Source organism: Bradyrhizobium sp. F1.13.3, from assembly GCF_040548265.1.
In the GTDB taxonomy this organism is placed as follows: Bacteria; Pseudomonadota; Alphaproteobacteria; order Rhizobiales; family Xanthobacteraceae; genus Bradyrhizobium.
This window is the reverse complement of record NZ_JBEPRI010000008.1, coordinates 1-18430: the sequence shown is the minus strand read 5'-3', so window position 1 is coordinate 18430 and position 18430 is coordinate 1. Positions and strand designations below refer to the sequence as shown.

Annotated in this window: 16 protein-coding genes and 3 pseudogenes; 11 read left to right on the top strand and 8 right to left on the bottom strand. The window is 60.5% G+C overall.

All coding sequences use genetic code 11. From position 1 onward, the window contains the following. Positions 1-49 precede the first annotated feature (49 nt). The gene (locus tag ABIB66_RS21940) at positions 50-259 is read right to left on the bottom strand and encodes a hypothetical protein (protein WP_354208688.1); all 210 of its coding nucleotides are present in this window, start codon (positions 257-259) and stop codon (positions 50-52) included. A 195-nt stretch (positions 260-454) separates the two neighbouring features. On the opposite strand from ABIB66_RS21940, the pseudogene ABIB66_RS43600 reads away from it, so the two are divergent. Together ABIB66_RS43600 and ABIB66_RS21930 are read left to right on the top strand one after the other, a co-directional pair. Beyond that, positions 455-653: pseudogene (locus ABIB66_RS43600) on the top strand (IS66 family transposase); the annotation flags it as partial. A 20-nt stretch (positions 654-673) separates the two neighbouring features. Then, a complete protein-coding gene (locus ABIB66_RS21930; RefSeq protein WP_354208931.1) occupies positions 674-970 on the top strand; it encodes a DUF992 domain-containing protein in 297 nt (98 codons plus the stop codon). A gap of 488 nt (positions 971-1458) precedes the next feature. On the opposite strand, the gene ABIB66_RS21925 is transcribed toward ABIB66_RS21930, so the two are convergent. Next, on the bottom strand, positions 1459-3321 hold the full coding sequence (locus tag ABIB66_RS21925; protein WP_354255543.1) for a sensor histidine kinase: 1863 nt from the start codon (positions 3319-3321) through the stop codon (positions 1459-1461). Between the two features lie 414 nt (positions 3322-3735). Between ABIB66_RS21925 and ABIB66_RS21915 the strand changes: the two genes are divergently transcribed. Then, positions 3736-4791 carry a ferritin-like domain-containing protein gene (locus ABIB66_RS21915; protein WP_502917389.1) on the top strand — a complete coding sequence of 352 codons (1056 nt, stop codon included), beginning with the start codon at positions 3736-3738 and terminating at the stop codon, positions 4789-4791. Positions 4792-4872: 81 nt separating this feature from the next. Here ABIB66_RS21915 and ABIB66_RS43595 read toward each other — a convergent pair. Continuing rightward, positions 4873-4959: pseudogene (locus ABIB66_RS43595) on the bottom strand (integrase); the annotation flags it as partial. Positions 4960-5430: 471 nt separating this feature from the next. On the opposite strand from ABIB66_RS43595, the gene ABIB66_RS21910 reads away from it, so the two are divergent. Genes ABIB66_RS21910 through fabI form a run of 4 tightly spaced genes read left to right on the top strand, consistent with a single transcriptional unit; the run spans position 5431 to position 10647 of the window. Continuing rightward, positions 5431-7656, top strand: coding sequence for a DUF3141 domain-containing protein (locus ABIB66_RS21910; protein WP_354208686.1), 2226 nt, complete (start codon positions 5431-5433; stop codon positions 7654-7656). A 23-nt stretch (positions 7657-7679) separates the two neighbouring features. Next, positions 7680-8642 carry a phosphate acetyltransferase gene (locus ABIB66_RS21905; protein WP_354208685.1) on the top strand — a complete coding sequence of 321 codons (963 nt, stop codon included), beginning with the start codon at positions 7680-7682 and terminating at the stop codon, positions 8640-8642. 5 nt (positions 8643-8647) lie between these two features. Further along, complete coding sequence (locus ABIB66_RS21900) at positions 8648-9862, top strand: acetate/propionate family kinase (protein ID WP_354208684.1); 1215 nt, start codon at positions 8648-8650, stop codon at positions 9860-9862. After that, positions 9859-10647 carry an enoyl-ACP reductase FabI gene (gene fabI / locus ABIB66_RS21895; protein WP_275173316.1) on the top strand — a complete coding sequence of 263 codons (789 nt, stop codon included), beginning with the start codon at positions 9859-9861 and terminating at the stop codon, positions 10645-10647. The genes ABIB66_RS21900 and fabI overlap by 4 nt, the downstream gene beginning before the upstream one ends. Before the next feature lie 18 nt (positions 10648-10665). On the opposite strand, the gene ABIB66_RS21890 is transcribed toward fabI, so the two are convergent. The 5 genes from ABIB66_RS21890 to ABIB66_RS21870 form a co-directional block, all read right to left on the bottom strand. After that, positions 10666-11124, bottom strand: coding sequence for a MaoC family dehydratase (locus tag ABIB66_RS21890; RefSeq protein WP_354208683.1), 459 nt, complete (start codon positions 11122-11124; stop codon positions 10666-10668). Positions 11125-11135: 11 nt separating this feature from the next. Continuing rightward, a complete protein-coding gene (locus ABIB66_RS21885) occupies positions 11136-11786 on the bottom strand; it encodes a 3-oxoacid CoA-transferase subunit B (protein ID WP_354208682.1) in 651 nt (216 codons plus the stop codon). 4 nt (positions 11787-11790) lie between these two features. Next, entirely contained in the window at positions 11791-12438 is a 648-nt protein-coding gene (locus tag ABIB66_RS21880; RefSeq protein WP_354065449.1) for a CoA transferase subunit A, read from the bottom strand. 90 nt (positions 12439-12528) lie between these two features. Continuing rightward, positions 12529-13122: a hypothetical protein gene (locus ABIB66_RS21875; RefSeq protein WP_354255540.1), complete on the bottom strand. Its 594-nt coding sequence runs from the start codon at positions 13120-13122 to the stop codon at positions 12529-12531. Further along, positions 13119-14051, bottom strand: coding sequence for an alpha/beta fold hydrolase (locus tag ABIB66_RS21870; protein WP_354255820.1), 933 nt, complete (start codon positions 14049-14051; stop codon positions 13119-13121). The genes ABIB66_RS21875 and ABIB66_RS21870 overlap by 4 nt, the downstream gene beginning before the upstream one ends. A gap of 135 nt (positions 14052-14186) precedes the next feature. Here ABIB66_RS21870 and ABIB66_RS21865 point away from each other — a divergent pair, with 135 nt between their 5' ends. The 4 genes and pseudogenes from ABIB66_RS21865 to ABIB66_RS21850 form a co-directional block, all read left to right on the top strand. After that, complete coding sequence (locus ABIB66_RS21865) at positions 14187-16694, top strand: alpha/beta hydrolase (protein WP_354208680.1); 2508 nt, start codon at positions 14187-14189, stop codon at positions 16692-16694. 9 nt (positions 16695-16703) lie between these two features. Next, positions 16704-17567, top strand: coding sequence for an alpha/beta fold hydrolase (locus tag ABIB66_RS21860; RefSeq protein WP_354065456.1), 864 nt, complete (start codon positions 16704-16706; stop codon positions 17565-17567). A 17-nt stretch (positions 17568-17584) separates the two neighbouring features. Beyond that, complete coding sequence (locus ABIB66_RS21855; RefSeq protein WP_354208679.1) at positions 17585-17935, top strand: phasin; 351 nt, start codon at positions 17585-17587, stop codon at positions 17933-17935. Positions 17936-17975: 40 nt separating this feature from the next. Next, a pseudogene (locus ABIB66_RS21850) lies at positions 17976-18185 on the top strand (LuxR C-terminal-related transcriptional regulator); the annotation flags it as partial. Between the last annotated feature and the right edge of the window lie 245 nt (positions 18186-18430).

The window sequence follows — 18430 nt, the reverse complement described above, 5'->3', positions numbered from 1 at the left end:
GGCGATCATGGCGGATCGCGGGGCGCCACACCGGGTACAAGATGACCGACTAACTGGCGTTACGACGGATGATTTTGAGCGCGAGAAGCGCCATGCCCAAGAGAAGCGCTACAATACCCGCTCCAGTTATTCCGGTCGAGAATCCCGTGGTACGATATTCAAGACCAACGGCAATGCCGATGATGCCGAGAAGGATCAGCATGACGCCCCCGAGCTTCTTCACTAGAAGTAGCGGGCCGTTAGCAGTGTTGGCAGCCATGATAGACTTCCTGCGTCGGTACCTGTCCGTGTTACGTTAACGCACCACGTGTGCCGCGAAATCGGTATTTACCCTTGTCCGTGCTGTAGGCTTGCCGTGGTCAGATCAACTCGATAGCGTGCACCTGCCCTGAAATGCCATCCTCGGGAGCGCGGTGCGCCCGTTTGGAGTGGGACATGCCGGAAGGCTCGCTATCCGCGCCGGTTCAAGGTCATCGAGACCGTGCGCGGGAAGTTCAATTTCCACGACAAGATCACCCAGCCGCCGGCGCCGTTCCATATCATGCCGCGCAGCAAGCGCCAGACGGCGCGCTTGAGAGCGAGATCATCGACCCCCATTGTCGACGCTCGCTGACCAGGTGGGCCACGGAATCTTCGCCGTCGTGTCCCTCTTTCAGTCGGCGTCCTCGCCCGGATCGCAGATCTGCTGTATCGCTATAGGGGCAGGATAACTCGCCTTGGCTTGGATGTAGGCGTCACCGGCGCGGGAAGATTATTCTGGAGAGTCTTTGCGCCGACGAGCCATATCGGTCCAGGCGCGTTGCAGGGGACCTTCGTAGGGGCAGGCGGAAACGCGTCGCTCGGTATCGGACTCGGCGTTAATGTGCCTATAGGAGGATCCAACCGCACGATCTCGCTGCAACCGCTGTCGGTCGAGGGCGTATTCGGCATCAATCTGGCGTTGGGCGTAGCGGGCCTAAGGCTCTACTAGGCTTCACTTTCGTTCTTCCACCTGGCTCGCTCGAAGAGAGAATAGTCTGCTGCACCGAGTCCCCCGGACCGACTGCCGTGCCGATGCCCATTACGGCCATCGGCCGCGCTTGCAACGTGCATAGGCGTTGTCAAAGAGCGTGGACCGTTGAGCGGCGCGGGACCTATGGGCGGCCAACGTACTAACGCCAGCGCGACGGCCCCCGATTCTGAAATTTGACCTTGCGTGCATCGAGTAGCGCAGAGAGTAGTCCTCGGCGTAGGCACGGCAATTTGCCGATGATTGGGCGGAGACTGCTGTGATCACCGACTCGGATCCAAGCATCCCTAAAGCAGCCGCGACGGCCAACTTTTGTAACCTTGCCAATAAATCCTCGCGTTTCATTTCACGCCAGTCCAATGGTTATCGAATTCGGCAACTGGAGCCTTGCGCATCTAAGTGCCGTCCGCAAGGGGGGCCTTTGTGTTGAATCCGACCGTCCTGCCCCATCAAACCAGAGGAAGTCTGATCGTGAACGTTGCACCGCCGTGATCTCGATTTTTTGCGGCTATCAGCCCTTGGTGCGCTTCAACGATAGTGTGGGCGATGGACAGGCCCATGCCCATGCCTTCCGCTTTGCTGGTAAAGAAGGGTTCGAAGACTTCCTTTAATTGGTCTTTTGGAATGCCCGATCCGCGATCCGACACGGACAGCTCGGCAGAGCCCTCGGCGCGCGAGGTCTGGATGCTGATGATGCGGCTTTCGCTAGGAGTGTCCTTCATCGCCTCGATCGCGTTCACGACAAGGTTCAGAATGACTTGCTGAAGTTGGATGCGGTCGCCCAGGATCGGAAGCGCCTCCGGCATGATCTGTCCAATCAGCTCCACTTTTCGTCCAACGGCCAGCATCGAAAGAAATTCGATGGTCTCACGAACAAGATCATTGAGATCCAGTTTTTTCAGCTCGAAAGGTGCCTTCTTAAGGAGGCTCCTCATCCTCCGGATGACTTCGCTGGCGCGCCGGTCATCCCGCAAGATATCGTCAACAATCTCGGCCAGCCCCGAAATGTCAGGGTTCTGAGATTTTAAGATTAACTGCGCGGTCTCGGCATTAGTCAGAATGGACCCGAGCGGCTGGTTGATTTCGTGCGCGATTGTTGCGGTCAGTTCGCCAGCCGTCGAGAAGCGATTAACATGGGCCAGTTCGGCCATGCGTTGCCGGGACTGCACTTCCGCCAAATGACGTCGATGATGCTCGCGAAGCAGGGTCGATATAAGCCCGCCTTGCAGAAGTATAACTCCGGTGATCAACGAGATCTGCCACCAATACCGGTCCCACACCGACGGCTCGCGGAAGTAGATGGTGCTGCCAGGCGGCAGACGGCTCTCGGAAATTCCCCAGCGCTGCATTTGTCGCCAGTCGAACATAGGCGCTGCCGGGACGACGAATGTAGGCTTGATGTCGCCGGCCCTTTCACCGTCAAGAATGCGGAGGGCGACCTCCGCGGCCTTCTTGCCCTGCCCGGCAATGACCTGCATTGGACCGCCGACGATGCCCTTACCGAAAAAGATCGAATCGTGGAAAAAGATCGGTGCGTTGGCGGCGTCAAAAAGCCGTGAGAACGCGCTATTGCCTTCATAGGCCACTCCCGCCGCATCGATAGTCAAGCCAAGCCAAAAAATGGCGCTGTGTGGCGGGAGGTTGGCCGCGTCTTTGAGCATATCCTCAAAGGAAAGCTCATCGTACCACCGAAACTGCACGCGGTCGGCAAACAGCGCGGTGGATTTGGCCAATTCGTTCCGCCAAAATGTTTCGCCCGGCGAAGCTCCCACAACAATGGCGATGGTCTTTGTTTGGGGCAGGACGCGCACGACGTTATCAAAAAAAGCGACGTCGTTGTTGGCAACCGCCACCACCGTGTCGTATTCGGTCAGCTTGTCGAGGTCCACCCGGCGACGCTCTACCAACGTGAAGAGCATAGGGGTTGTCGGAAAAAGGTCCGTCCGGTGCGCCTGCACGAAATTCGCGGCGGGCGAGCCGATAGCGATGATAAGGTCGGGCTGCTGATCATGGTTGAGCGCACGAAGGTAGTCGACAAATGCTGCGTCTGATTTGTCGCTGGCCGTCCGGGCATTCAGAAGCGAATGGTCCTGAAAGGTCACGAAAGGACGTTGGCTTATTCCGGCGCGAAGGGCCTCGGAATAGTCGGCCCACGGCTGGAAGCGAAGACCGTATGAATGCAGCATCAGAATGCGTTTCGGCGTTGGACCAGCCGCTCGACTTTGACACGGGGTCGCCAGCAACCATGCAATGGCCAGCGCAGCGGTGAAGGTCCGCGCAAAAAAAGGTCGCCATGGTACCGCCAAACGCATAGTGCTCCGTTCTCCGATTGAATAGGAACCGTAACGGCTCGACCAGACGATTGACAGACGAAAGAGGGCTACCGGAAAGTCGGATCTGGAAAAGCACTGGGGCGTCCCAAGCTGGAGCACGTCTCCAGAAGCGGAAGCTGGCGGGCAGCGAGTCCTCGTCTTGTCTGCGATTAACCAGCGATTCTCAGGTGCCGATCGGCCAGTGCGGGCCGAAGGTGCGCAGGCGTGGTTGTCCGCACTGTGAGCATGGACCGTATTAGCTGGAGCTAGCTCAAACTTGCCCATGATGGATTGGACCGATCCATACGCCAGCGCAGAACCGTCGAAACTTCAACGCGCAGAGATCCAGATTGATTCCTGTTCAATTCGAGCAGCCGGTACGGCTGCACCTTGTTTTCTATCGGAAGGGGCCCGTTGAGTCTCACGTCGGCTGCCACCTCTTCCGAGCCATGCCTGCAACGAACGTTCTTGAATCATCGATGCGCCCAACGCAGAAAATACAGCCCTGCTGATCGCCTGCTGCTGGCTTCGCAGATGATGTGCTTGCACAGATACATCTGTCTGCCGAACCGGATTGCGCGGACGAGGCAAAGGATCATCTGTCGCGACATCGGAATATCGAAGGCCTTCTTCTTGCCTCCCTTTGGTTTCGGCTGCAACATCCTCAATGCAATCGGCGGGGTGCCGCAAATTGCGAACGCATCATTCGTCTCAAGCTATCCGGACCATCTGCCGATGGGAATCGAGTCGAGCTTGGTGGTGCACCTCAAGCGCTATTCCAGGAATCTGGTCGAGCAGACCTTCATGGTGATCGAAGAGCCGGAGACTCCCCTGAAGATTCCGGTCAAAGCCGTACTATTTGGGTTCCCGCCGCAGATCAGGACGATTGGACAGTTCTATGCAGCGATCCGCGCCGAGATCGTGCGGCAAGGTAATTCCATCTTCACGGGAAACCCCGGCAGGCAGGTGGCCGGGCCACTCGCAGCGGTAGCCGTCACCGACGTCGATAGTGCCGTGGTGGCAATCAACACGATCGTGGAGCAAGGGGAGGGCACGCCGACCTCGCCGGCCAGCGCAACCGGCGTTGCCCATTATTACAGATTCGAGGAACTGGCGAAGGGGATGAAGATCATGCCGGATCCGGCATCTCCACTCAAATTCAGCTTTGATCCCGCGCAAACCATCGCCATTGATGATGCGAGAGACGTCATCCAGATGGTCGATGACCCCCCGCTTCAGCAGTTCGATGGGAAAGTCGTCGGATTGGCGGATGCTTGCGACGCAGCCTATTCCAAGCTGCTGCGCGCATTGCAAGGCGTCTTTGATGGCGCTCCCGGGCAAATCGAGGACGCCATCGGTCTGATGCGCGACGAACTTGAACAGGCGATCAAGGACGTCCTCGGCGCGCCGATCGAGTCAGGTCCACACCAGGGACTGCACGGAGGCCCGCGCTTCAAGTATGTCGCCTGAGGGGCGATTGTCGGCCAGCCCGCAGGACACGTTTCCGGCGATTCTGAGCAGAACGAGAAGACGGCAGCGACATGAATCACGCACGCTGGCGCCCGCGATCGCAAGGCGAACCACGGCCGTGCCGCGCAGATCGTGAAACGTCAGGCCGTCGATACCGGCGCGCTCGCAAGTGAACCGCCCCGGGCTGCCCGACTTCGGACACTAGCGCGACGTGATTTCTAAAGTCGACATCCATGAAGAAGGCGCGTTCCTTGTCGCTGGTCTGATCCAGCGCGTCGAGGACAGCGGCCGCGTCGGCCGGCCGCAGCGCTCGGATTCGGGCCGTGCTGCCGTCCCGCAAGCGCTCCATCACGCTGTATTTAGCGATGTCCGACATGCGAGGTCTCGGTTCGGAAGCCGGAAAACACATCGGCCTGAGGCTCGTCTATGAACGGAGCGGTCGGGTGCCGGTTTGATCTGTATCAAGGGCACCGCAAAAGGCGGGCGGCCTGAATCTCGGCAGTCAACTCGACACATTCGGGCGGGATGACGGACGTGACACGACTACGCCGGCGTACCGGCCGTCAAGCATTGACCTATATCAAAGGCCTGCGGCTGCGGCAGGCTTTGGATGCGTTCACACGACACTAAGGTCGGAGCATGCAGATGGAAGTACCTGGATTGCCCGGTGGTCCGATGTCCGGCCTCGTCGCCTCGGCGGTTGAATACATGGTCGATGCTGGGCAACGGAGCATACTCTTCCTCGATGTGATGCGCCGGCGCGGCGACCAATATCGGGAGCACGTCGCCCAAACCGCGCCACACGTTCTGCAATATGCGGCCGAACTGATCATCGATGGCCGCAAGCTGGACGAACCCGTCAATTACGCGCTTGTCCGCATCGTCCCGCCAGCCGGCGTCGAGATCGATTTCACGCGGCGGCCGTTCATCGTGATTGATCCACGCGCCGGGCACGGTCCAGGCATCGGCGGGTTCAAGGCCGACAGCGAGATCGGCGTCGCGATGAAGGCGGGGCATCCCTGCTACTTCATCGGCTTCCTGCCGGAGCCGGTGCCGGGCCAGACGATCGAGCGTATCGCGCGTGCCGAGGCATTGTTCATCGAAAAAGTGATCAGTCGTCACCCGGAAGCTGACGGGAAACCCTGCGTCATCGGCAATTGTCAGGCCGGCTGGGCGGTCATGATCCTGGCTTCGGTGCGGCCCGAACTGTTCGGGCCGCTGATCATCGCCGGTGCGCCTCTCGCGTACTGGGCGGGCGTGCATGGCAAAAATCCGATGCGATATTCGGGCGGCCTGCTGGGCGGAAGCTGGCTAACTGCACTCGTTAGCGATCTCGGCGGCGGGAAGTTCGATGGTGCCTGGCTGGTCCAGAATTTCGAAGGCCAGAACCCCTCGAACACGCTCTGGACCAAGCAGTACAATGTCTATTCGAAGGTCGATACCGAAGCCGATCGCTACCTCGAGTTCGAGCGCTGGTGGGGTGGGCACGTCAATCTCAACGCCGAGGAGATCCAGTTCATTGTCGACGAACTCTTCGTCGGCAACAACTTGGCCGCCGGCAATATCACCATGTCCGACGGGCAGAAGGTAGATCTGCGCAACATCAGTTCGCCGATCGTGGTGTTCTGCTCCAAGGGCGACAACATCACTCCGCCACAGCAGGCGCTGGGTTGGATCCTCGAATGCTATGCCGATGTGGATGACATCAGGGCCTATGGGCAGACGATCGTCTATACAGTTCACGAGAACGTCGGCCATCTCGGCATCTTCGTTTCAGGTGGCGTCGCCAAGAAGGAGCATGCTGAATTTTCCAGCAACATCGATCTGATCGATGTACTCCCGCCCGGCCTTTACGAAGCGACGTTCGAAGCCAAGGACGAAGAAACCACTAGTTCCGATCTCGTTGTGGGCCAGTGGGTGATGCGCTGTGAGGCCCGGACGCTAGACGATATTCGGGCCATGGGTGGCAATTCGCCTGAGGACGAGCGGCGCTTTGCCGCGGCAAAACGCGTCTCGGAGCTCAATCTTGCCGCCTACCGCAAGTTCGTGCAGCCCTGGATCAAGGGCATGGTGGCGCCGCAGACGGCGGAGATGATGCGCAATCTGCATCCGCTACGGACGCAGTATGAGGCGTTCAGCAGCCAAAATCCGTGGATGAAAGCAGTGAAGTCGGCAGCGGAAGGGCTAGAAGAGAGCCGCAAGCCGGTTTCGAACGACAATCCGTTCCTGGCATTTCAGGAGCAGGTCTCCAAGCAGATCGTTCATGCGCTGGACAGCTGGCGCGATTCGCAGGAAGCGATGAGCGAGGCGATCTTCCTCAACGTCTACGGCTCGCCGGCGCTACAGGCGGCGGTCGGCATAGATCCGAAAGCTGAACCGTCGCACCGGCGCGAGATGACGGCCGAACACCGTGCCATGCTCGACAAACGGATCGCCGAGCTCCGATCCAGGATTGGCGAAGGGGGGCTTCGCGAGGCGGCCATCCGTGCCCTGCTTTATATCGGCTCGGCGAGAGGAATGGTGGATGAACGCAGCATCGAGGCGTTGCGTCAGGCTCGTCGCGACGACAGCGGAGCGCGATTAACGCTTGCCGAGTTTAAGATGCTGGTTCGCGAGCAGTTCTTCATGCTGCTGCTCGATCGCGAGGCGGCGCTGGCCGTTATCCCGAAGTTGCTTCCCGACGATGTCAATCAACGTCGCGCGGCTTTCACGACGATGAGCGAGGTGCTGTCGGCCAGCGAGGACATCACAGGCGAGCGCGCCAGCCGCCTGCAGCGTGTCGCACAGCTGTTCGGTCTCGACGCCGAAACGTCGGGGAGGGCCTCGAACGTTGCCCCTTTCGACCCCAAGGCGAAGGCATCGTAACACTGTCTGGAAGGAACCGGCTCATGTCGGCCGACACGTCGCAGGCACAGTCCCCGAGCAAATACGACCGCTTGATCGCGGCCGCGCAGGCCGTGCCGCCGGCCCCAACCATCGTTGTGCATCCGTGCGATGAAAGCTCATTGCGCGGCGCTGTCGATAGTGCACAGGCCGGCATTATCCGGCCACTCCTGGTCGGACCTGAAAGGAAGATCCGGGATACGGCCGCCAGGCATGGTCTCGACATCGCGGCCTTCGAGCTTGTTGACGCAGCACATAGCGACGAAGCCGCTGCAAAGGCGGTAGAGCTGATCCACGCCGGCCGAGGTGAGCTGTTGATGAAGGGCAGCTTGCATACGGACGAGTTGATGCGCGCGGTCACCGCGAAGGCCGGAGGCCTGCGCACCGACCGCCGTATCAGCCATGTCTTCGTGATGGACGTGCCGGCCTATGCCGAGACCATCTTCGTGACGGACGCGGCCATCAACATCTTCCCTGATCTGGACGCCAAACGCGACATCATCCAGAACGCGATTGATCTGTATGTGGAAGCTGGGTTCGGCAAATCGCCGCGCGTGGCAATCCTGTCAGCGGTTGAAACCGTCACCTCGAAAATTCCGTCTACGATCGAGGCGGCAGCACTCTGCAAGATGGCGGACCGCGGGCAGATCACCGGAGGGATCCTCGACGGACCTCTGGCTTTCGACAACGCGATCGACGTGGAGGCGGCGCGGATCAAGGGGATCAGGTCCGAGGTCGCCGGTCGCGCGCAGATCCTCGTCGTTCCCGACCTGGAGGCCGGCAACATGCTGGCAAAGAATCTCGCCTATTTCGCCAAGGCGGACGGCGCGGGCATCGTGCTCGGAGCCCGGGTCCCGGTCGTCCTGACGTCACGCGCGGATTCGGCGCGCGCGCGGATGGCCTCGTGCGCGGTCGCAGCGCTGTATGCCCATGCCCGGCGCCGGCGTGCTCCAACGATTGCCGCGTGAACGCCATGGACACCATCCTTGTGGTCAATGCCGGCTCCTCCAGCGTCAAGTTCCAGGTCTACTCGATCGAGGGTGACGGAATATTGCGGCGACAGCTGAAAGGGCAGATGGATGGGATCGGCAGCCGCCCGCGTCTGCGTGCGAGTGGCTCCACCGGCGATCCGCTTGCGGATCGCGCCTATCCGATCGAGGCGGTGCCCGATGTTCCGGCCGCGATGGACATCGCCGGCGCCTGGTTGCGGGACGAGATGCGCATTCACCCGATCGCGGTCGGTCATCGCGTCGTTCACGGCGGCCCGGACTACGACCGGCCGATTCTAGTCGACCATGGTGTGGTGACCCGGCTGGAGCGGTTCATCTCGCTCGCGCCGTTGCATCAACCGCATAATCTGGCCCCGATCCGATCGATCCTGGCCAATTTCCCGGAGCTTCCGCAGGTCGCCTGTTTCGATACGGCATTTCATCGTACGCACAGCGCGGTCGCCGATCACTATGCGATCCCGCATCAGCTCTATGCTGAGGGCGTGCGCCGCTACGGCTTTCACGGTCTCTCCTACGAATACATTGCGAAGACCTTGCCAAAGGTCGCGCCGAAAATCGCGAATGGTCGGGTGATCGTCGCTCACCTCGGAAGCGGCGCCTCGATGTGCGCTCTCAGCGCGGGACAAAGCGTCGAAAGCACCATGGGCTTCACCGCTCTCGATGGGCTTCCGATGGGAACCCGCCCTGGTCAGGTCGACCCCGGGGTCGTGCTCTATCTCATTTCCGAGAAGGGGATGTCAGCCTCCAACGTCCAGAACTTCCTTTACCGCGATTGCGGCTTGAAAGGGTTATCCGGCGTCAGCAACGATATGCGGGAGCTGGAGAGCAGTGAGGATCCGAGAGCTAGACTGGCGATTGAATATTTCAGCTATCGCATCGGCCTCAATGCCGGGATGCTTGCCGCGGCGCTGCAGGGGCTGGACGCGTTTGTCTTTACAGCCGGTATCGGCGAAAATTCCGCAACAATTCGCGCGCATGTCGTTCGCCAGCTCGCGTGGCTCGGCGTCACCCTCAGCGCCGCCGAGAATTTGCGCGACGCACAGCTGATCTCGGGCTCCGACAGTCGCATCCCAGTCTATGTGGTTCCGACCGACGAGGAGCTGATGATCGCGCAGCACACACTGGCGCTGCTGATGAAGAGAACAACGAACAATCAAAGGCAGGAGAGGGCATCATGATTCCAGTGTTTCCAGATTCCAAGATTGCCCTGAAGGGGAAAAAAGGCCTCGTCGTAGGCATCGCCAACGACCAGTCGATCGCATGGGGGTGCGCCAAGGCCTTTCGCGCCCTCGGCGCGGATGTCGCCGTCACCTACCTGAACGAGCGCGCGAAGAAGCACGTCGAGCCTCTTGCGCAGGCACTTGAGGCGTCTATTTTCATGCCCCTCGACGTCATGACGGAGGGCCAGACTGAAGACGTGTTTGCCCGGATCGAGAGGGACTGGGGCCAACTCGATTTCCTGCTGCATTCGATCGCCTTCTCACCGAAGGAAGCCTTGCACGGACGTGTGGTGGACGTCGGCCGCGACGGTTTCCTGAAGACGATGGAGGTCTCTTGCTGGTCCTTCATGCGCATGGCTCATCTTGCCGAGCCGCTGATGAAAAACGGCGGCACCATGTTTACCATGACCTATTATGGCAGCCAGATGGTGGTCGAGAACTACAATGTCATGGGCGTAGCCAAGGCAGCGCTCGAGGCCTCGGTGCGCTACATCGCCGCCGAGCTGGGTCCGAGGGGAATCCGCGTGCACGCGATCTCGCCCGGACCGCTGGCCACGCGAGCGGCATCAGGCATTCCCGACTTCGACGAACTGATGGACAAGGCGCAATCCAAGGCGCCGGCGCGCAGTCTCGTCAGCATTGACGACGTCGGCAACGCCACGGCATTTCTCGCACTCGACGGCGCCAAGCTCATTACGGGAAGCGTTCTCTATATTGATGGCGGTTATCACATCATCGATTGATGAGGACGGGAACGCGACTCAACGATAGTGCAGGGCGATCAACTCGGCGACGCAGGCCGGTCGTTTGCCGCCTTCGATCTCGATGACCAGATGATAGTTCACGCGCAGCCCATCGGGAGGCACGTCCTCCGTCTCAGCAACGCTGACGCGGCCGCGCAGCTTCGATCCCGCCGGGACCGGCGAAAGGTACCTGATCCTGTCGGCGCCGTAGTTCAGGGTGTTGCGGAGGCCTTTCAACCCCATCACAGAGCGGATGAACATCGGCGCCAGCGCCAGGGACAACATGCCGTGGGCGATGGTGGTGCCCCCGGGCATTTCTGCCCTCGCGCGCTCCTGATCGACGTGGATCCACTGTTCATCGCAGGTCGCTTCCGCAAACTTGTTGATCCGGTCCTGCGTCACCTCGATCCAGTCGCTGGCGCCGATCTCGGTGCCGACCGCGGATCTTATCTCATTGAAATCGCCGAATATCCGCATGTCCTTCACCTTCAGATCATCATCTCCGGAACATGGTCGCCGACGAGGAGGTCGGCTTCCGTCGCAGCCATCACTTCGCCGATCGTGACGCCCGGCGCGGTCTCAAGAAGCGTCGCCCTGCCGTCGGCAAAGCCGATCACAGCCAAGTCGGTGACGACCAGATTCACCGGCCGCGCCGAGGTCAGCGGCAAGCTGCACTTCGCAACAATCTTCGACTTGCCCTTTGCTGCGTGCTGCATGGCGACGATGACCCGCTTGGCGCCGCTGACGAGATCCATGGCGCCGCCCATGCCAGGAACCATCTTGCCCGGGATCATCCAGTTGGCCAGATGGCCATGGGCATCGACTTGAAGGCCGCCAAGCACCGTGACGTCGACATGGCCGCCACGGATCAGTCCGAAAGACATCGCGCTGTCGAAGGTGGAGGCCCCGGGCAGCGCACTGATCGGGCGCCCCCCTGCGTCCGTTAGCGTTGGATGCGCCAGGCCTTGCTCGGGGATGGGCCCCGTTCCGATCAGACCGTTTTCTGACTGGAAGAACACTTTCAAGTCCGTTGGCACGTAGTTTGCGACCAGCGTCGGGATACCGATGCCGAGATTGACGAGGTCGCCGCTCCGAAGTTCCTTGGCGACGCGCCGGGCGATGATGGTCTGCGGATCCATGCCGTCACCCGTTTGTAATGAGGTAGTCGACCAGCGGCGCCGGCGTCACGACGTGGTCGGGCGCGATCACGCCGACAGGCACGATGTTCTCAGCCGTGACGATCACGGTGTCGGCGGCCATCGCCATGACTGGATTGAAGTTGCGCGAGGTCAGCGCGTACGCCAAGTTGCCGAGGTAGTCGGCAAGGAAGGCGTGCACCAGCGCAAACTGTGCACGCAAGGCTGTCTCAAGCAGAAAAGGCTTTCCGTCGACTTCGATCTCGCGCTTGCCCTGCGCAACCAGCGTGCCGACGCCGGTTGGCGTCAAAACTCCACCCAGCCCGCATCCACCCGCACGAATGCGCTCGACGAAGGTTCCCTGGGGTACCAGATCGACGACGATCTGGTTCGCCAACATTTGCTGCTGTGCTTTCGGATTGAGGCCGATATGCGTTGCGGTCAACCGCGCGACCAGCGCAGCGTCGAACAGCTTGCCGACGCCCTTGCCGGGGATCGCCGCGTCATTGCAGATCAGCGACAGGCCGCTCTTCTTCTGCCGAACCACCTCGTCGAGCAGGCGCTCTGGTGTTCCGACACCCATGAACCCGCCGACCATGACACTCGCGCCGGCCGGGATCATTGCGACGGCTTCTTCGAGGGAAATGGCCTTCATGAGGGAGAGCTCCGGTCGGCGCGTGCAGGACGGTCAATGAATGCTGGAGGGCGGAAGTCGCGGTGCCTTGATCTGCGTCAAGGCTCCGCATCATTCGCGGACGATTCCCAGGCTCGCGAGCGTGTCGTGCCAGAGCTTGCGCAGTTCGGTGTGTCGGCATTCCAGGACTGTACTGACGGTGTCGCGGAAGGGTAATAGGTCGGGACCTTTCAGGAACAGGATTTGTGCCTGCAACAGACGCCCGCTCTCGAACTCGATGCGGCGCAACGCGATCACGAAGGGGTCATTCGCGTTTGCCTCGACCGGTAGCAACGCCGCTGGCCGGATTGCGGCGTGGACGGCATGCGCGAGCGTGGCAAGATGGACTGCTTGCCAGAGAGAGCGATCGGCAATGCCTTCGTTCGGCGTCGGAAGCCAGGCGGCCTCCCAAGACACGGCCATGTAACCCAGGGCGAGATCCGGCACCCATGCGGTTGCCCGCATCAAAAGCGAGACGATCTCGCTTTCGCGGTAGAACTGAGCGTTCAATTCTGTCTGCCAGCCGGCCTCGAACTTAGCCGGCAGGGCGAGGGCGAACTGTCTTGCGAGAGCGCCATGGGCCGAGATCAGGAAAGCGGCGATGCGGGTCTGCTGGCGGGGCGGCACGCGGCCTTCGGAGTCGAGTGGTCCGAGAAGTCCGCTCATGCCAGCGTCTTCTGGACGGGAATGGCGCGCAGATGGTCGTAGCCGGCGGGAAATGGACTGAGCTCACCGCCAGGATCTTCCGGTGCAATCCAGACCGCCTTGTTACCCTGCCAGCGCCCGGCCAGCACGTCATCGGCGAAGCGCGCGAGCAGGTCGGCTGTGAGTGCACCCTTTTCCAACGTGAAAGCGTGATACGCGCCCGGGATGATCACGAGTGCGCTGTTGGGGATCTCGACTCGCAGGGTCTCGTGGAGGGCGCGCGGCGTCAGGAAGTCGAACTCCCCGTTTAGGATCATGGTTGGGACGGCGATGGAGGCGAGTTGCGGCGTCAGCGGCTGGAAGTCGAGGAACGACTCCATCAGGTTCTGCAACGCGTAAAGGTCATTGACCAGCCAGCCCTGCCGCTTGACCCCGTCGAGCTTGTCCAACAGCGGCTTCAACCATTCATCGGACAGATTCATCGGCAGCAGCAGATCCTGGAGATAGTTGGTTCCACCGAGAATTAGACCGGTGCGCAGTGCGTTGCCGATCAGGAGAAGTTGAGGCGAAAGCTCGGCAAAGCAACTCATGGGCACCAGACCCGAGAGGCGCGCCCCATGCTCGATCGCGTAGCGCAGCGCGATCAGGCCGCCGAAGCTAATTCCACTGAGGAAGACCGGTCCTTCACCGAGCATCTCGATCAAGCGATGCAGCGCAAGGACGTGGTCGTCCTGATTCTGATTGATGAAAAGCGTGGGCTTGTCGGAGGCGCCCTGGCCGAGCAGATCGAATGTCGCCACGCGAAAGCCCCGTGCGATGAGCGCGTCGCGATAAGCGGTCCACAGTTCGGAATATTGAGTCAGTCCATTGACCAGCACGTAGGCCGGCGCCGTCGCAGGACCGTCGAGCTCATACCGAATCCGGTAGGAGCCGTGGGTGAGGAAAGGCATCGCGGCGACCCGGCATGTCATTTGTTCTCAAAATTCTCGCGCGGGCAGTTCGAATTCCCTTGCGCTAGATCAAAGGTCGCGCCGCGTCCGCTCCTAGCTTTCGGCAAAAATCAAAGCCTGCCGGAGGAATTCGCCATGATCGGGAGACATGTCATGCGGCGATATCTCATCAGCCTGCTGTTGCTGTTGATCGGGACATCGCTCGCGGTCGCGCAGCCCTTCACGCGCCGCTCATCGCAGATGCAGCATGACGGGCTGAAGAAGACCTATGAGATCGCGAATTTCCGACTTGGCGGCAAGTACGATCTCGCCGATCCCTCGAAGTGGGAGAATGGCGGGGAGGGCGGTGTCACCCTGGAATCGCTTGGCGCCGGGAAACTGCACACGGCCTATATCGCGGTCGGTACGCCGCGCCGCAACGCCGCCGGTGAGATCACCAATGCCGTTGTCATCAACTCATACTATTCCGGCGACTCCACTGACATGTACGAGCAGTGGGTCAAAGGAGCAGCCTTGTCAGGCACCGTGCCAATTATCGGCCCGGGCCGGCCGATCGATACGGATCGCTACTATGTCATCATGGTCGATCCGCTTGGGACCTGGGGCGCCAGTAAACCTTCGGACGGTCTCGGCGTAAAATTTCCGCAGTACAGCTACTATGACATGGTCCAGGCCAACTACCGGATGCTGCGTGACGGGCTGAAGGTCGCGCGCGTTGCGCTGGTGTCCGGCGTTTCCATGGGCGGCACGCAGACCTATGTCTGGGGCGTGATGCATCCCGAATATATCGGCGCAATGATGCCGATCGGCGGCACCACGCAATCGGATGGCGAAGATCCGGTCGGCAACTGGACATTCCAGATGATGACGGCAGCGATCGAATCCGATCCGGTGTGGCAGGACACGAAGGGTGATTATTACAAGCTAGCCAAAGAGAAGCATCCGATGCCGGGCGTGGCGTTCGGCTGGTCGATCCTCGGCATGACCGGCTATGATTTTGCCTTCCGTACGACCCAGAATTGGGGCGCCGTCCAGCCCGAAATCTTCTATTGGGACCCCCCGAACGAAAAGGCGGCGTTGAACGTCGTCAACCGTGCCAAGCTTTACGATGCGGTCGACCTTGTCTGGCGCAACCGTGTCGGCGAAACGCACAACATCAACCCTTATCTCGGCCGCATCCAGGCGCGGACGCTGGTGATGCACATCACCAATGACCTGTGGCTGAACTTCAAGTTGGCTCAGAAGGCAGTCGATCGCGTGCCTGGTGCAGACCTTATTGCTCAGGAAAGCCCGGTCGCCCATTATGGTGTGTTTCCGATCATCAACCAGCGCAAGAATGACCCGAAGTTCGTTGCGTTCATGGATGATGTGGCGAGCCTCGACCGCGCGCAGAAATTCATTGACAAGAATTATCGGGTGCCCGGCGTCGCAGAGAACATCGACCCCAAAAAGTCGTTCTGGAAGGAGTTCGTGACTTACCCCTATCCGGTCAAATACGCCAATGCCAAAGACAAGGGCGGTAATTCCTGGCAGATCGGCTACATGGATGAATATGCCGGCACGGACAAGGATCCGAAGGTCCTCGTCGTCATCCATGGCAAAGGCGCTTTCGGCGGTCACTACGGCAACATCATGCAGTATGCGCTGCGCAGCGGTCTTCGCGTGATCGTGCCCGATCTGCCGCATTACGGCATGTCCGGGCCCGGCAATCTCGACAAGAGTCCGGCGCGCACGATGCAGGACATGCGCGAGGTCATCTACGACCTCGTCGTCAACCAGCTCGGCGTCAGGAAGGCTTACTACCTCGGCCATTCGCTCGGCGGTCAGTTCGTGATGGGTTATGCCCTGACCTGGCCGGATGCAGTGCAGGGCCTGGCGCTGGAGGCGCCGTCCGGTCTTGAGGAATATCCCCGCGAGATCACCATTTCAAAGGGCAAGAAGGCGCCACTGTTCGACCCGGCCTTCGATCATGACTTCGGCAAGTGGAGGGCGACCTGGGACCAGACGGGGATCCTTGCCGCGGAGAAGGCGCGTGACGAGCAGAATATTCGTGACTTCTTCTACTTCAAGAAGCGTGACCCGGAGACCGGCGCGGTGTCGGCTGCCAAAAGCGGCTATTTCTTCAGCGACAGCGAATATGCCCGCCTCCACACCGAGCAGCGCGTCGGGCTGACCAAAGGCAATCCGAAGGAGCTGGAGCAGTGGTGCAACATCTTTATCTACGACATCTACACGATCGGCGCGGAGCTCCAGCAGGATGATCCGAAGAACCTGTACGAGCGGCTCACGCAGATCAAGGCGCCGATCTTCCTCGCATTCGGCGACAAGGAGCCGTTCATCCCGACGCCGGCATTCAACGGGCTGACAGACCTCGGACGCGACGCCATCACGCCGTTCATGACGCGCATGACCAATGCGGGCAATCGGCCGATCCTCAAGATCTATCCGGAGAGCGGGCATTTCATTCACACAGACAATCCGGTCGAATACTCGTCCGATGTCGTAGATTTCGTGACGCGGGGAAGCGTCGACACGTCATCGCCGCTCGGGACCGACCGCATGCTCAAGGGGGCGGTGGTCTCGGCCTTGCCGGTGGCTCCGACACCGCCCGGGGCCGCGCCTACCGCTGGCCTAAACAAGTAGGGCCGGTTGATGCCGAGAGTGCAGGCAGGCGAAGTCCAGCTGGGCTGGCGAGAGTGGGGACGAGGCGACGTCACCGTCGTCTTCATCCACGGCAATCTCGCCAGCAAGGACTGGATCGAGCTCGCTGCCCCGCTGTTTCCTTCTGGTCTTCGCGTCATCGGCATCGACTGGCGTGGTTGCGGCGACAGCGACCGGCCGAAGCCTACGGTTGACTACACCAACTACACGATGCTGCAGCACGCAAAGGACATGCTGGCTGCGCTCGACACCCTGGATATCAACTATTGCCATCTTGCAACGCATTCGACCGGCGGCATCATTGCGGCCCGTATGCTGCTGATGCAACCGCGCCGTTTCGGACGGGTGTTCGCGCTTGATCCGGTCACGCCGCTCGGGATGGCCTTCAATACCGATCAGATCGGACTGTTCCGAGCCATGATGGCGAGCAAAGAGTTGACCCGTTCGGTGATGGCGACCGCGGCCTCATCCCTGTTTATCCCAGAAAGCATGGCGCCGAATAAGGTCCCGCAATTCCGTCCAGGGGGCGCGGACATCCAGGCGCTGTTCGAGCGGATCATCGAACAAAGCTTCGGCGTCTCCGAAGGCATCTGGATCGGGACACCCGTCAATCTCACGCGCGAGCGGGAGAGCCGGGAATTGGAGAGCCGCATGCCGGAGATCGGGCATTCGCATCTGGTATTGTGGGGCGAACGGGACGGCTGGATCCCCCCCGCCGATCTTCATGCGATGGCCGCGGCAATGCCAGACTGTCGCCTCGTCGTGGTGCCCGGTATCGGACATTCGATGAATCTTGAAATGCCCGCGCTCTACGCCGGCTATTTTGGTGCGTGGTTCGGGGGACTTGCTGCGTAACAAGGAGGAATGACACCATGGCCGATAGCAATCCATCCGCAGCGGGTATCCGCACCATGCTCGCCGATACGCTTCTTCGCTTGCGCAAGGCCAACGCCGATTATTTCGAGCAGCTGGAAATGGGCTTAAGTGCCTCGAAGCTGCCGATTGCAAGCGGCGCTAAGGAGTTCTGCGGCTACATGCAGCGCAACGTCACCGCGACGTTCGACCTCGGCGACAAGCTCATGCAGGCCAAGGACATGAAGGACGCCCTTGAGATCCAGTCTGATTTCTTCCAGGCCCAAATGCGATTGCTCACCGAACAAACCAGAAGCATGGGCGAGTCTGCCATGAAGGCGGCGACCGAAGCGTTTGCACCGAAGAATTGAGCGACGCTCGTCGCGGACGGCGCTGCAGCAGATGCAGGCGATGCTGGCGACACTGACTGCACGTGAACGTCAAGTATTCGAGGTTGTCGTGCGCGGGCGACTCAACAGGCCGATCGCGTCTGAATTGGGAGCGATGGAGCGGACAATCAAGGCACATCGTCATCGAGTGACGGAGAAGATGAACGTGCGGTCTCTGGCACAGCTGGTCACCATAGCTCAGCGGCTCGGATTGCTTGCTTCACGAATGTGACCAGTTTGACGCGATCGACCACGAAAAAGCCCCGGCGTGCCGGGGCTTTTGGTTTGCCAAGGTGGGTGCCATCAATATCTGGCCGCGACCGGTGCGCCGTATCCACCGAAGCGGTAGTTCAACCGAAGCGTGACCATGTCCACATCCTGACTGATCCCACCGCCGGTGAGGACAAACCCTCCAGGAGTAACCACGCCTGCGAAGCCGGCGTTGTCACGCCCCATCCAGAGATGGTCGTATTCGAT